Genomic DNA, 15,120 nt, shown 5'->3' with positions numbered 1-15,120 from the left:
TCTCACTAAGGAGAGGTTTACCTACACCTTATCTGTCAGCAAAACGCTGCGAGAATTAGCACCGTGCTATCTAACTAGCCGGTTGCCGGGTTTCATCGGGCTCGGTCCCTCCACCTACTCTGAATAAAGTTAATATTTAATTTTGAATTCTTGATATAATCGCATTATTTCATGAACAATTCTAAATGTCAAACATTAAATTTTGAAAATAATTCGATTTCTTTTAATCTAGTAACCGCTTCCTTTAGTCTTTCGCTATCTGATAATAGACCGACTCTTACATAGCCTTCACCGAATTCGCCAAAACCATTCCCAGGAGCAACTGCAATATGTGCCTTTTCAAGTAAAAAATCTGCAAATTCTTGTGAAGTAAATCCTGAAGGAACTTTTAACCAAGCAAAGAAGGAACCTGCTGGGGCTGTTACTTCCCAACCAATTTCATGACAACCGCTAATAAAGACATTTCTGCGATCTTCATAAAGTGCTAATAATTTTTTCACACTTTCTTGAGATTCTGTTAATGCAACAGCGGCAGCCTCTTGAACAGCTGGGAAAATACTAACGTAAAGATGGTCCTGTAATAGATTAATAGCTGAAATGACCTCTTTATTACCAACTGCAAAACCGATTCTCCAACCAGCCATATTATAAGTTTTAGAAAGTGTATAAATTTCAATACCACACTCTTTTGCACCAGGAGTTTGAAGATAACTTAATGGTTTTTTGCCATCAAATCCAAAAGCACCGTATGCAAAATCATGGCAAACTGTAATTTGATTATTTCTTGCTAACTCCACAGTATGTTTAAAAAATTCTTCTGTTGCGATTGCACCAGTAGGGTTATTTGGATAATTAATAAATAAAATTTTACTAGCATCTAAAACTTTCTGAGGAATTAAGCTATAATCTGGTAAAAATTGATTTTGCTCAAGTAACGGAAGCATATAAGGTACCGTTTTAGAAAGAGAAATACCAGATAAATAGTCAGGGTATCCTGGGTCTGGAACTAAAATCGTATCTCCTTCGTCACATAAACAAAGTGGTAACTCTACTAATCCAGCTTTTCCGCCAAATAAAATAGCCACTTCTTCTTCTGGGTCTAAGTCAACATCATACTCGCGTTTATAAAATTCTACAACAGCTTTTTTTAATGTACTCATCCCTCTAAAAGGTGAATAACGATGAGTTGTTGGATTTTCAACAGATTGCTGCAACGCTTTTATAATATGGTCTGGTGTTGGTTGATCTGGATTTCCTTGACCAAGATTTATCACATCATGACCTTTATTGATTGACTCATTGACTTTTTGAACGAGTGATGCAAAAAATTGTTTAGGTAAATTGTTTAATAGTTTATTATGATTCAAGTTAATCACTCCAAAAATAGAATTTATTTAAGTAGATTAGATCGTTTTGTAATCGAATGATTTTCATGAACGACTGTTGCAATAACTTTCACCATCATATATGCTCGATTTAAAAATGTCTATAAAATTTAGAATAGGGTGAATAAATTATGTTGAAAATTGCTTGCATTCAATCTGACGTTATTTTAGGCAAATCAAGAGCTAATTTTGAGAATATGAAATCTAAAATTATTGAGGCTGTAAAAGAAAATGTAGAGGTAATTGTATTACCGGAGTTATGGACAACAGGCTATTGTTTGAAAGAAATTGGATTGCATACTGCTGATCAAGAGGAAATTATTTCTGAACTCCAGTTAATAGCAAAATCAAATAATGTAACGTTAATTTGTGGATCATTTCCAATTGCGCAAGAAAATGGTGTCACCAATACTTTAATTGTTATAAGCAAAACAGGTGAAATCGTTAAAACGTATGATAAAATTCATTTGTTCCAGCTAATGAACGAGCATCACTATCTTCAAGCAGGTGAGACCGATGGGCTTTTTGAGATTTATGGTTTAACTGCCGCAGGTTTTGTTTGTTATGATTTGCGTTTCCCAGAATGGATCGGAGCTCATTCTCAAAAAGGCGCAAAAGTTTTATTTTTTGTTGCAGAATGGCCAATTCAACGAATGAATCATTGGGAAACATTATTAAAAGCAAGAGCAATTGAAAATCAATGCTATGTCGTAGCATGTAATCGAGTAGGTAAGGATTTAGCGAATACTTTTGGAGGAGGCTCGATGATAATCGATCCTTGGGGAGAAGTAATTTCAAAAGGTAGTCCGAATGAGGAAATCATTTTTGGCGAAATTGATCCTAAAAAAGTCGATGAAATACGCGGTACAATCCCAATCTTCGAAGACAGAAGAGAAGGAATCTATAAAAAATTACAAAAAAGTAATTGACAAACTAAAATTCTTTAAATTAAAATACGAGTATAAAATCAAATATGCGAACTCTTATTTCGAGTAGGCGGAGGGATTTGGCCCGATGATGCCCAGCAACCGACTGTAATACCATTGTGAGATGGGGCGTAATAAATACGCCTGAGCTTAATTGCTCAGTAAGGCACGGTGCTAATTCCAACAGAAAAGTAATTTTCTGGTAGATAAGAGACGAAAGCCAATTAACATTGCCTCTTTTCGTCTCGGAAAAGAGGCTTTTTATTTTGTCAAAATCGAGGGGGATGAATTGTATGACTGTCATTCAAAGAAAAGAATATAGACCTTTAACAGAGGTAACTGCAATTACTTATTTACAAAAATTAGGTTATTTTACAAATGAATTATGTGAAAGTGTAGAGATCGGCGATGGAAATTTAAACTTAGTTTTCAAAGTTACACCAGTAGGAAGCGAAAAAGGCTTAATCATAAAACAAGCTTTACCTTATGCAAAAGTTGTTGGTGAAAGCTGGCCTCTGACATTAAATAGAGCAACAATCGAGAGTAATGCAACAAAAATATATAATGATTTAATTCCATTACATTCACCGGAAATTTTAGAACATGATGAAGAGCAAGCTGTAACAGTAATGGAAGACCTTTCACATTTACAAATTTTACGAAAAGGCTTAATTGAGAAAAAGAGTTACCCGTTTTTGGCAGAACATATCGGTGATTTTTTAGCAAAATCGTTATTTTTTACTTCTGATTTCGGAACAACTCCAGCTAAGAAAAAAGAGCTAGAGTATCTATTTAACAATCCAGAACTTTGTGATATAACAGAAAATCTTGTTTATACTGACCCATACTTTAACTGCGAAACAAACAGTTATGAAGCAGAGCTAACAGAAGTAATTCAAGAACTTTGGAATGATGAAGCTCTACAAATAGAAGTAGCAAAGTTAAAATTAGACTTTTTATCAAAAAAAGAAGCGTTATTACACGGAGATTTACATACAGGAAGTATTTTCGTGTCTACAACAGAAACAAAAGTTATTGACCCAGAGTTTGCGTTTGTAGGACCAATCGGGTTTGATTTAGGTCAAATTCAAGCGAATTTAATTTTTCAACTTTTCAGCCGAACTGAGCAAAAAGAAGAAATTGTTGAACATATTTTAAACATTGAAAAAGTTTTTAATGAAACATTTATTCGATTATGGGAAGAGCATAGTGTTAGACCATTTAACCAACAGGCTCTAATTAAAGAAAAATTAGAGGGGTACTGGGTGGACGCAATTGGAGTAATTGGATGCGAATTAATCCGAAGAAGTATCGGTCTTGCTCATGTTGAAGATATTGATTCACTTGAGGAAAATCAAAAAATTCAAGTAAAGAAAAAAGTCTTAAAATTCGGAGCATTTTGCATTAAAAATAGATTTAATATTAACAATATTGGTAATTTAATAATTGGATTGGAGAAATAATCGATGACTACATTACAGCAAATACCCGAATCTTTACAATGGAACGGTGAGAGTTTAAAAATTTTAGATCAAACGAAATTACCAACTGAAATTTATTATTTTGATGCAACTACATTGCTTGATGTACGAGAAGCAATCGTTAAGCTACAAGTAAGAGGCGCACCTGCGATTGGTTTAGCAGCAGCTTATGGTCTATATTTAGGCGTTCGAGAAATTCAGACTGAACAGATCGATGAATTTCATACTCAAGCAAGAGTATTAGCTGATGAATTAATTAGCGCAAGACCTACTGCAGTAAATTTAGCTTGGGCGGTTGAAAGACTAATTGGAGCTAGCAAAGAAGCAAAGACAGTTTCTGAGGCTAAGTTAATCATTATGGAAGAAGCGATCAAACTACATGTAGAAGATGAAGCGACTTGCAAGGAAATTGGTGAAAACGCTTTAACATTATTGCATAATGGAGCGGCTGTATTGACACATTGTAATGCAGGTAGTATTGCTACAAGCCGATATGGTACAGCGCTTGCGCCATTGCACTTAGCAAAAGAAAAAGGCTGGGAAATTTCTGCGTATGCAACAGAAACAAGACCAGTATTTCAAGGCGCAAGACTTACATCTTGGGAGCTAAACCAAAGCGGTATCCCAGTTACATTACTAACTGATAATATGGTCGGCTACTTATTACAAAATAAAAAAGTGGACGCAGTCATTGTTGGAGCTGATCGTATTACTGCAAATGGTGACACTGCAAATAAAATTGGAACATTACAATTAGCGATATTAGCAAACTTTTATCAAATTCCATTTTATGTAGCTGCGCCTTTATCAACAATCGATACATCAATCGAATCAGGTAATGAAATTGTCATCGAACAACGCGACCGAACGGAAGTAACACATATCGGAAATATTCAAATTGCACCTGAAGGAATTAATGTTCTTAACCCAGCATTTGATGTAACACCGAATGAACTAATAACAGCAATTATTACAGAAAAGGGAATTGTTTCGAGTAATTTTAAAGAAACATTCAAAGGTTGGGAAGAAGTTTAATATAAATAATGCATTATCTAGTGAATTAATACAAAGTTATTCCGAAATTATTTATATAGGAAGAAACTAGTAAAAAGTAATTACGAGCGGATGAGTATCTTTATGTGAGTTTGTATATTCCTATGAATTTAGATGTACTATTTTTGCATTAACTAAACGATTTTTATAATTGAATATTAATAGAAACAGGATGCCTTAAAAGTGTAACATTTTTAGGCATCCTTATTTTTATATTTATAGGAAATTCAAAAATAAGAGTAGTTTGAGTTGAACGTGCAAATTAAACTGTGAAAGGTGCGATTAAGTAAAGTGAAACTGCAAATAAAGGTCGTAGTGCAAATAAAACTAGAGAATCTGCAAATAAAAATAGTGAAACTGCAATTAAATTAACAGGAATTCTAATTTGGATAAGATATTACCCATACGGGTTAGGGTATCTGATCATAACAATTGCTCAAAAGTAGATGCACAAAAATAAAAATTTAGTAAATTTGCGCTAATTCACCTTAAATGAAGTAAAAAAGTAACGAAAACAGCTGGAAATCTATAAATGAGGATCATACATGCAAATCTAAATGAAAAATACTTCAAAAATACCCACATTTAGCTGTAAGACAGACGAAGAACTGCAATTTTTTTGGAATTTAAAATAGGCCGCCTATGTGTCGATACGCTGACCATTCGGATGGGCTCTTTTTTTTAAATAAATAGTAGAATTTTAATAAATATTGCATAGAATAAAAAACAAATAATTTCATGTTAGATTTTCTAACATCATATTGACAGATTATCTGACATGGAATAAAATACTAATAGAAGAACGAAAGGAGCATTGCTATGAATGATCAAGTAAGACGCTCAACGCCACTTTTCCCGATTGGAATAGTCATTTCGTTAACTGAATTATCTGCAAGACAAATTCGATATTATGAAGAGCATGATTTAATTCGACCGGCACGTACTGAAGGTAATCGTAGATTATTTTCTTTCAACGACGTCGATCGATTATTAGAGATAAAAACATTTATCGAACAAGGCTTGAATTTAGCAGGAATTAAAGAAGTACTCCATTTAAAATCGTCAGAAAAATCCAAAGAAACTGTCGTGCAACAAGTTATAGTTGAAAAATCAATATCAGATGAACAGCTTCGAAAAATGCTTCGCCAAGAGTTATATCAAAATGGTAAATTAGGAAAAACTTCTCTACGCCAAGGAGATATGTCTCGATTCTTTCATTAAGATATTGATTAAGACCGGATTTTTCTAGCTTTTATATTTATATGGGGGGAAATATAAATGATTAAAGAAACGATTTTAAAATCTGTTGATAAATATAGCCTTGAGTTTGTACAGTTATTTTTTACAGATATAGAAGGGGTATTCAAACATTTAGAACTACCGATTACTCAAATTGAAAAAATACTTAACAACGAAACTATGTTTGATGGCTCAAGTATTAATGGCTTCACGAAAATTGAAGCAAGTGACATGATGCTTTTTCCAGATTTGAATACTTGGAAAGTTGATGTTACAGAGAAAGTTGGACTTTTCATTTGTGATGTTCATTATCCTGATGGGACACCGTTTGAAGGTGATCCAAGAAATGTATTGAAACGTGCAATTGAAAAAGCAACTGATAAAGGATTTACTTCATTTAATGTCGGCCCTGAACCAGAATTCTTCTTATTTTCTAAAGAAGGAAATCAATTAGTGCCAAATGACAACGGTGGATATTTTGATGTAGCTCCCCTAGATAAAACAGTTACAATACGTCGTGAAATTACGAAAGCACTTCAGTCATTAGGATTAGAAGTTGAGGCTTTACATCACGAAGTCGCAATCGGTCAACATGAGATCGATTGGAAATACGCACCAGGATTACAAACAGCTGATAATATTCAATTATTTAAATATACAGTTAAAACAATTGCTGAAAAACATGGTTTAGTTGCAACATTTATGCCAAAACCAATATTCGGTGAAAATGGCTCAGGTATGCATTGTCATATGAGTCTAGGAAATGATAATGGTAATGCATTTTATGATCAACATGATTCAATTGGGTTATCTGAAACAGCTCGACAATTTATTGCAGGTGTATTAACACACGCTCGAGCAAATGCTTCAGTCACAAATCCAACTGTTAATTCATATAAACGTTTAGTGCCAGGTTATGAAGCGCCAGTCTATGTAGCTTGGTCACAAAGTAATCGTACATGTACAATTCGTATACCAGCTGCAAGAGGTGCAGGTACTCGAATCGAAGTACGAAATCCAGATCCATCTGCAAATCCATATTTAGCTTTAGCTGTATTACTTTCTGCAGGATTGGATGGAATTGAAAGAAAATTAACTCCTCCATCTGAACGTAGTGAAAACTTGTATAAGATGGATGATGTAACAAGAAAAGCAGAAGGAATTGAAACATTACCTGGAAGCTTACTTGAAGCAGTTGCAGAACTAGAAAACAGTGAATTTTTACAACAAGTTTTAGGGAAACACGTATTTTATTCCTTCCTTCAAAACAAAAAAGAAGAATGGGATGCATATCGACTGCGTGTATCAGAATGGGAAAAAGAAACATATTTAAACTGCTAATCACTAAAATTTAAAATAAAAAAAATAGAAAAGTGGAAGTAGAATCTCTCTACTTTTCTATTTTAAAGTGTGTTAGACTAATTTTGTTTGTTGCATACGAAAGGGGAACTTTTATAATGGCTAAGTTTACTAAAGAAGATATTTTCCGTATTTCAAAAGAACAAAACGTAAAGTACATACGTTTACAATTTACGGATTTACTAGGAATTATCAAAAACGTTGAAATTCCAGTAAGTCAGCTTGAAAAAGCTTTAGATAATAAAATGATGTTTGACGGTTCTTCAATCGAAGGATTCGTTCGTATCGAAGAATCAGATATGTACTTATTCCCAGATTTAGACACTTGGGTAGTATTCCCATGGACTGCTGAAAAAGGAAAAGTAGCTCGTTTAATCTGTGATATCTACAATGCAGACGGTACTCCATTTGAAGGAGATCCTCGTAATAACTTAAAACGTATGTTAAAAGAAATGGAAGCTTTAGGCTTCACGGATTTCAACTTAGGACCTGAGCCAGAATTCTTTTTATTTAAATTAGATGAAAAAGGCGAACCAACTCTTGAATTAAACGATAAAGGTGGTTATTTCGACTTAGCTCCAACTGACCTAGGTGAAAACTGCCGTCGTGATATCGTTCTTGAACTTGAAGAAATGGGCTTTGAAATCGAAGCATCTCACCACGAAGTAGCTCCAGGACAACATGAAATTGATTTCAAATATGCTGGCGCAATCAAAGCTTGTGATGACATTCAAACATTTAAATTAGTTGTAAAAACAATCGCACGTAAACACGGTTTACACGCAACATTCATGCCAAAACCATTATTCGGTGTTAACGGTTCAGGTATGCACTGTAACTTATCATTATTTACAAATGGCAAAAACGCATTCTACGATGAGTCTGGTGAATTAGGTTTAAGCGAAACTGCACGTCACTTTATCGCAGGTATCTTAAAACACGCACCAAACTTTACAGCTGTTACAAACCCAACTGTAAACTCATACAAACGTTTAGTACCAGGTTACGAAGCTCCATGTTACGTTGCTTGGTCTGCAAGAAACCGTAGTCCACTAATTCGTATTCCTGCATCTCGTGGTTTAAGCACACGTGTAGAAGTACGTTCAGTTGACCCAGCTGCAAACCCATACTTAGCATTATCAGTATTATTAGCAGCAGGCTTAGACGGAATCAAAAACAAATTAGAAGCTCCAGCTCCAGTAGACCGTAACATCTACGTTATGTCTAAAGAAGAGCGCGAAGAAGTTGGTATCATCGACTTACCAGCAACTTTAGCAGCTGCACTTGACCTATTAAAAACTGATGAAGTTATCGTAGGTGCTTTAGGATCTCACTTATTCGAACACTTTGTAGAAGCAAAAGAAATCGAATGGGATATCTTCCGTACTCAAGTTCACCCTTGGGAAAGAGATCAATACATGTCAGTATATTAATCAAATCAACCCTTGACGCTGTTGGCGTTGAGGGTTTTTTCTATTAACGGGCTATTTTCGTATTATAAAATATTTCAAAAAATGCCCGATAAATGCCCGGAAAATTATTAAAAAAATTAAAGTGAACACTGCCTACATAGAAAAATCTTCATTGATAGGTGAATGTTTAGTATATTGCTTACGTACTTTTATGTAATCAAAATTATAGTCGTGAATTAGATGGAACGAAACAAGGTATGCTGAAATAATGGCGTAATTTTGGCTATGTCTTGAAACTAAGATTATGAATGAAGGCTGGGCAAGTTACTGGCACATCCGCATCATGAGTGAACTGAACCTAGACTCAAACTAAGCAAGCGAACACGCGAAACTAAAGGCGGTTGCTGTTCAACCATCGAAAACAAGCTTTAATCCATATTACTTAGGATTACGTATGTTTGGAGACATTGAAGAATGATACAATCATCCATCTAAAGAAATGTGTGAGTTAGGTGTAAAACCTGGCAGCGGAAGAGAAAAAATGTTTGAAGTTCGTGAATTAGAGTCCGATAGCCCATTTATTCGAAACTACTTAACAAAAGAGCTTGTCATGTGTGAAGAAAGTATTTAATCCAGCGACGGGGTAAGGAATATAAGGTTACCGACAAGGCATGGGAAAATGTGAGAGATCAAAATTATGGGATTAGATGTAATTATGTGGAGAAGGTAATGCCTTTTATTCATCAGTTGTGAGGTAGAGTTGTACATTTAGAGATGAATATTGAGAATAAGTCTGTGTTGTTTAGTTATGATGGGAAGAATATTCATCGGAAGTATATTTAGACCACCTTTAAAAGGTGGCTTTTTTGTAGGAATTGCTTGCTAATTTAGCCAGTATTCAACTTGAATTCTGAAATAAAAAGTTCGACTTTATGGAAATATTAAATCTAAAATAATGTAAATTGTTCTGATTCCACTATCTTTTTCTTTGTGGATTTTTTCTTTTCAATTACTTGTTTCGAAGTATTATTTACTTGAACAGCTAATTTTACTGCACTTACATAACTGTGCTCATTTTCGCAATTTGGACAGATGTATATCTGTTTGTTAATACGTGAGTCTGCTAGTTTCATGCGTTCTTCTTTAGAGATTCCTATATTTTTAGAACACGGCCCACAAATTTTCTCCATTACTTCAACCCTTTTTTAAAATTTTTTTGTAAGACTTTAATTGTTAATCCATATTATTATTTTTAATCACTTAATGAATTAAAAGCTAATTATACCATGCATTAATCAACTATCCTTCAAAATGCTGATATAAAAAAGCAGCCATTGGCTGCTTTTCATAATAACTAACGCATGTGTTTGTTGAATTAAAGATTAATTAATCTTTGTCTTCATTTTCAAATAATATCTATATTATTATTTATAAAATTTTTGTTTGATTTTTAACGTTTTCTACTATTATAAAGCAATCCCCAAAAATCCTAAGTTACTAATAAATGCTATTGTACCTAAATACATCTAATATTTCTACATTTTACAAACAAGCTTCTAATGCAAGTTTCATCATTTTATCGAATGAAGTTTGTCTTGCTTCAGCACTAATCTCTTCATGAGTAACTAAAGAATCTGAAATTGTAAGTAAAGAAGCTGCGTTCTTTCCTAATACTTTCGCATTATGAAAAAGTGCATAGCTTTCCATTTCAGTACAAATACACTTATGGTCATTATAAAAATCAACAAAATTTGGCACTGAACTTTCATAATAAAATACATCACTTGAATGTATTCTTCCTTTAACGATCGGAGTATTAATCTGTTTTGCAGTTTCTTCAATTTTGTTTGTTAAGGTTTCGCAAGGGTACTGAATGTCACCTTCTACGCCTGCTTGAGTTTTTGCAAATGTTGATTGACTCCAAGCGCTTTCTACAAGCACAATATCATGAATGTTTAGTTCATCTGTATAAGCACCTGCACTACCAACACGGATAATATTTTCTACATCATAAAATTTATATAATTCGTATGAATAAATTCCTATACTTGGCATGCCCATTCCTGATCCCATTACAGACATTTGTTTACCTTTATAAGTTCCTGTATAGCCAAACATATTACGTACAGTATTAAATTGAGTTGGATTTTCTAGATAAGTTTCCGCAATATATTTCGCACGTAGTGGATCCCCTGGCATTAAAACTGTTTTTGCGATTTCTTCTGTTTTAGCAGTATTATGTGGTGTTGTCATATTATCTTCTCTCCATTTCTACTCTTTTTATTTACGTAACTAAGAAAACCTATACAACTAATATTCTTCCTTTTTCGCATGTCAATTTATCTAAAGCTTTTCATTCTTTCTTAATATGTTTTCGCTTACAAAATAAAACAAAAACAATAAGTTCCAAAAAGACTGAATTTGTACCATGAAATATAGTTGTATACTTAGTTGTCTAATTCGATACAACTAAATTATATTTCAACATAATATAGAAAGCAATAACAACTTAAACTTTCGCATTTTTTAATTGTATTTTCCCTTTACACTTAACAGACAAGATTGCGAATAATTCATAACTCGATATAATACTTATAAGGAGTGTTGTTATGTCCGTTGAAAATAAAAAAAAATTACCTCTATATGTAGAGATTTATGAAAAATTATTTAAACTAATTAATGAGGGAGTCTATCCGATTGGAAGTAAGCTTCCTTCAGAACCAGAACTATCTAAGATGATGAATGTTAGTAGAATGACCTTAAGACAAGCATTGGGTTTACTAAAAGAGGACGGTTATATTGAAACAATTCATGGACAAGGGCACTTTATAAAACAAAATGTGAATATAAGAAGTGTTGGCCTAGAAAAAATTGAAAATACTGTTTTTCAATGCTGTACAGAAACAATTGATGATATAGATGCTTCTCTAGAAGTTAGTTTTTCGGACGATTATGATTACATTAAAAGGATCTTTAATAAAGATTCAGCAGTGATGATTAGGTTTAATAGATGGTACAAATCTAAAGATAAAATAGTCGCACATGCTTTTACAATGTTCCCAAGTGAAACAGCTTCCCAATATCAAATGAATCTTAACGATCAACAAAGTGTATTAAAAATACTTGAAGAAGATATTTATATGCTAATACATTCATCGACAATCGAAATAAAATTTACAGAATCAGTCCTTCCTTCTTCAAATTATGAATTACGTTCAAATAATAATTTATTCGTATTATTAATTGAAAATCTATATAACTCATTGGGGAATATTGTACTTAAAAATAAGATTTATATTCCAATCGAACTTAGTTCAATAAAAATTAATCGAATAAACAAATAGTGGAATAAGCGATTTATAAAGAATAGTAAAAAAGAAGAAATGCAAATGAAAACTGCAGAACGATTTTATTAAAAGTTCTGAAGGGATGAATAGAAAAGAAAATCGAAAATCTAGCCACCTTTTTAGGTGGTTTTTTTATGCGTCAGGAAATTTTTAAGTAACTAAATATGGATTTATTTTTTTAGTAAATAATTTACCGGTAATATTTAGTGGTTATATACAATAAAATTTGATTAAGCTCTGCAGTTAAACTGTTGTTTTGTTGAAATTTTTAGAAAAATTAGAAAAAAGATATTGAAAGCATTTACAGTATCTGTTAACATACAAATATAATCAGTAAATAAATTAGTAAATATAAATTAAAAATCACTAAAATATTACGTAGAGAGGTTCATAATATGGCTACTATTAAAGATATAGCAAAACTTTCTCAAGTGTCACCAGCTACTGTTTCAAGAGTTTTAAATAATGATCAAAAGATTACAGTTTTAGAAGAAACGAGAGAACGTATAATACAAGCTGCAAAGGAACTAGGGTATAAGACAGTTTTAGAAAGGCGAGTTGAACAGCAGGAATCAGATAAGCCAGGGATTAGTGTTGGGATTTTACTTTCTAAAACATTGGAAGAAGAAATGGCTGATCCATACTTCCTAACAATTAGACAAGGAGTAGAAGAGGAATTGCTGAACCAAGGTATTTCTTCGACTTTCATGTTTAGGTGGAATGATATTGGTTCAAATCACCTATTTAAAGATTTAGGTGGGATTATAATAGTTGGGAAAATTAGTGAAAGGGCATTCAAAGCTATTAGCGATAACATTGAAAACGTGGTATATATCCATCATTCTCCAGATGAAGATTTATATGATTCAGTTGTTATTGATTTTGTTAAATCTACAGAAACCGCATTGATGCATTTATTTGAGCGAGGATACAAGCGGATAGGTTATATAGGTGGAGTGGATATTGAATATTTGAAAAATGAGACAGTTGTTATTGAAGATAAACGTCTTACAACGTATGAAACGCTAATGAAAGAAAGAGGGATATATAACCAAAAGTATACATTTATTGGGGAATATTCCATGTCTCAAGGGTATGAGTTAATGAAAAAGGCTATCCAACAAAAGGAGCTGCCTGATGCTTTCTTTATTTCGAGTGATCCAATGGCAATTGGTGCATTAAAAGCACTCCAAGAAGCAAAGCTTTCAGTTCCAAATGATATAGCAATTGTTAGTTTCGATGATATTGAATTGGCAAGTTTTGCGAGCACACCATTAACAACTGTGAAAGTATTTACAAAAGAGATGGGGCAAACGGGAGTGAAGCTATTACTCGACCGGATAAACGGGAGGAATATTCCTTTAAAAGTAACAGTTCCAACAAAATTAATCGTCAGAGAAAGTAGTGGTGGTGTTTGAAAGATGATCAATATTGGAGGTGGTTTTATGTAGAAAAAGATTAGTAGTTACATAGTTTTCTAATGTTTAGCATTAGTTATTTCTTAACCATCATTCTAGCATTTTGTCTTAAAGTGGTTACTTTAGTGAATATGAGAGTTTGCAATTTGTAATTATTTTATAAAAAATCTTAGGGAGAGATTTTATAGTGGTGAAGAAAAAGTCCTTTTTAATAATATTTATGTTACTACTCGTCTTTTCGACTACATTAGCCGGATGTAATAATTCGAAAGAAGCTTCGACTGATAAAAACGGAAATAAACAAGTGACTTTGCAGTACTGGGCTTCATGGGCACCAGGTTCTGAAGAAGAGAAAAAAACGAAAGAGCAAATTCAAAAATTTGAAGATGAGCATCCAAATATTAAGATTAATACGCAAGTTATTACGTTCGATGCTCTTCACGATAAATTAGTAGCAGCAATTAGTGGTGGTGCAGCTCCAGATTTAAGCTGGGGGTTAAGTGAATGGTATGGAGAATTTAACAAAATGGGTGCTTTACAGGATTTAACTCCTTATGTAAATGCTTGGGCTGATAAAGATAAAATTTATCCGAATGTAATGAAAGCCCTAACATTCGAAGGGAAGGTTACTGCTCTACCTCAATATTTGGGAATTCGAGCACTTTTATACCATGAAGATATGTTAAAAGCAGCTGGGGTTCAAGAACCTCCAAAAACCTTTGACGATTTAATTAAAGTAGCAGGTGATATTAAAAAAGCTACTGGTAAACCAGCTTTCGGTATAGCAGGTGCAGGAGTGCGTTCGCCTCAAGAGCTACTTGCATACTTAGCTTCAAATGATCTTAAGATTGCTGAGAAAATGGATGATGGCAAATTCAAAAATACTTGGAAAGATAATCCCGATCAACTTGCAAAAGCGGCAGACGTTTTTAAATTTTATCAAGAAATGCAAGATAAAGGCGTAATTCCAGCGGATGCGAAAGCATGGGGATGGGAAGAAGAAGATACTAACTTCTCTCTTGGACAGTATGCAATGGTCGTAAACGGACCATGGATTGAAGATCGAGCAAAAGAAAATCCTAAAGAAATGAAAGATGTAAAAGTAGCAGCTCCTCCTTATAAGGAAAAACCAGCAACATTCCTAGAAATTAGCCCTCTATATTTATACAAAAACAGTAAACATCCGAAAGAAACATGGGAATTTGCAAGCTATATCTTAGGAAAAGAATGGCAATCTAACATTCGTCCGACTAATTCTCCACGTACAGATGTTGTCAGCGATAGCCAGTGGGGTAAAGGTTTTACTGACTTAGCGTCAACTGGAGTAACCTATCCTGAAATCTCTTTAGGTGGCGTTACAAAAAGTATGGAGGATGCACTTGCAAAGTCATTATTGCAAAAGCAAAGTCCTAAAAAAGTTGCAGAATGGTTATCAGATCAAATTAATAGTGATTTACAGAAATCAGGCGAACTTAGCGGTAAATAAATTCGTTTAAGAAG

At 33.4% G+C, this 15,120-nt stretch carries 12 protein-coding genes, 1 pseudogene and 2 riboswitches; of the genes and pseudogenes, 10 read left to right on the top strand and 3 right to left on the bottom strand.

The genetic code is table 11. The features are described 5' to 3' along the window. Positions 1 to 25: 25 nt before the first annotated feature. A riboswitch (SAM riboswitch) is annotated at positions 26 to 130 on the bottom strand. A 58-nt stretch (positions 131 to 188) separates the two neighbouring features. Then, positions 189 to 1,376 carry a pyridoxal phosphate-dependent aminotransferase gene (locus ACFCYN_RS13405; protein WP_375949780.1) on the bottom strand — a complete coding sequence of 396 codons (1,188 nt, stop codon included), beginning with the start codon at positions 1,374 to 1,376 and terminating at the stop codon, positions 189 to 191. 143 nt (positions 1,377 to 1,519) lie between these two features. On the opposite strand from ACFCYN_RS13405, the gene ACFCYN_RS13400 reads away from it, so the two are divergent. The 7 genes and pseudogenes from ACFCYN_RS13400 to ACFCYN_RS13370 all read left to right on the top strand — a co-directional run. Then, positions 1,520 to 2,314, top strand: a complete 795-nt coding sequence (locus ACFCYN_RS13400; protein WP_375949841.1) for a carbon-nitrogen family hydrolase — start codon at positions 1,520 to 1,522, stop codon at positions 2,312 to 2,314. Positions 2,315 to 2,365: 51 nt separating this feature from the next. Further along, positions 2,366 to 2,524: riboswitch (SAM riboswitch) on the top strand. Between the two features lie 80 nt (positions 2,525 to 2,604). Continuing rightward, positions 2,605 to 3,774, top strand: a complete 1,170-nt coding sequence (mtnK, locus tag ACFCYN_RS13395; RefSeq protein ID WP_375949779.1) for an S-methyl-5-thioribose kinase — start codon at positions 2,605 to 2,607, stop codon at positions 3,772 to 3,774. Between the two features lie 3 nt (positions 3,775 to 3,777). Beyond that, a complete protein-coding gene (mtnA, locus tag ACFCYN_RS13390; RefSeq protein WP_172445018.1) occupies positions 3,778 to 4,827 on the top strand; it encodes an S-methyl-5-thioribose-1-phosphate isomerase in 1,050 nt (349 codons plus the stop codon). A gap of 837 nt (positions 4,828 to 5,664) precedes the next feature. Continuing rightward, the gene (locus ACFCYN_RS13385) at positions 5,665 to 6,066 is read left to right on the top strand and encodes a MerR family transcriptional regulator (protein ID WP_172445017.1); all 402 of its coding nucleotides are present in this window, start codon (positions 5,665 to 5,667) and stop codon (positions 6,064 to 6,066) included. 57 nt (positions 6,067 to 6,123) lie between these two features. Then, on the top strand, positions 6,124 to 7,425 hold the full coding sequence (locus tag ACFCYN_RS13380) for a glutamine synthetase family protein (protein ID WP_375949778.1): 1,302 nt from the start codon (positions 6,124 to 6,126) through the stop codon (positions 7,423 to 7,425). A gap of 116 nt (positions 7,426 to 7,541) precedes the next feature. Beyond that, positions 7,542 to 8,876 carry a type I glutamate--ammonia ligase gene (gene glnA, locus ACFCYN_RS13375; RefSeq protein WP_172445015.1) on the top strand — a complete coding sequence of 445 codons (1,335 nt, stop codon included), beginning with the start codon at positions 7,542 to 7,544 and terminating at the stop codon, positions 8,874 to 8,876. 256 nt (positions 8,877 to 9,132) lie between these two features. Then, positions 9,133 to 9,698, top strand: a pseudogene (locus ACFCYN_RS13370) (SpoVR family protein); the annotation flags it as partial. Positions 9,699 to 9,802: 104 nt separating this feature from the next. On the opposite strand, the gene ACFCYN_RS13365 reads toward ACFCYN_RS13370, so the two are convergent. After that, positions 9,803 to 10,045, bottom strand: a complete 243-nt coding sequence (locus ACFCYN_RS13365) for a hypothetical protein (protein WP_375949776.1) — start codon at positions 10,043 to 10,045, stop codon at positions 9,803 to 9,805. A gap of 352 nt (positions 10,046 to 10,397) precedes the next feature. Next, on the bottom strand, positions 10,398 to 11,108 hold the full coding sequence (gene deoD / locus ACFCYN_RS13360) for a purine-nucleoside phosphorylase (RefSeq protein ID WP_172445013.1): 711 nt from the start codon (positions 11,106 to 11,108) through the stop codon (positions 10,398 to 10,400). 356 nt (positions 11,109 to 11,464) lie between these two features. Here deoD and ACFCYN_RS13355 point away from each other — a divergent pair, with 356 nt between their 5' ends. The 3 genes from ACFCYN_RS13355 to ACFCYN_RS13345 all read left to right on the top strand — a co-directional run bounded on the left by ACFCYN_RS13355 (position 11,465) and on the right by ACFCYN_RS13345 (position 15,106). Then, positions 11,465 to 12,199 (top strand): GntR family transcriptional regulator, encoded by a 735-nt coding sequence (locus ACFCYN_RS13355; protein WP_172445012.1) that lies wholly within the window; start codon positions 11,465 to 11,467, stop codon positions 12,197 to 12,199. A gap of 398 nt (positions 12,200 to 12,597) precedes the next feature. Continuing rightward, on the top strand, positions 12,598 to 13,620 hold the full coding sequence (locus ACFCYN_RS13350; protein WP_375949773.1) for a LacI family DNA-binding transcriptional regulator: 1,023 nt from the start codon (positions 12,598 to 12,600) through the stop codon (positions 13,618 to 13,620). Positions 13,621 to 13,807: 187 nt separating this feature from the next. Then, positions 13,808 to 15,106 carry an ABC transporter substrate-binding protein gene (locus ACFCYN_RS13345; protein WP_257131595.1) on the top strand — a complete coding sequence of 433 codons (1,299 nt, stop codon included), beginning with the start codon at positions 13,808 to 13,810 and terminating at the stop codon, positions 15,104 to 15,106. Positions 15,107 to 15,120 lie beyond the last annotated feature (14 nt).

Origin of the sequence: Gottfriedia sp. NPDC056225 (genome assembly GCF_042267765.1) — a bacterium.
In the GTDB taxonomy this organism is placed as follows: Bacteria; Bacillota; Bacilli; order Bacillales; family Bacillaceae_G; genus Gottfriedia.
Note: the sequence above shows the minus strand (reverse complement) of the source record. Positions and strands in the feature narration are given on the sequence as shown.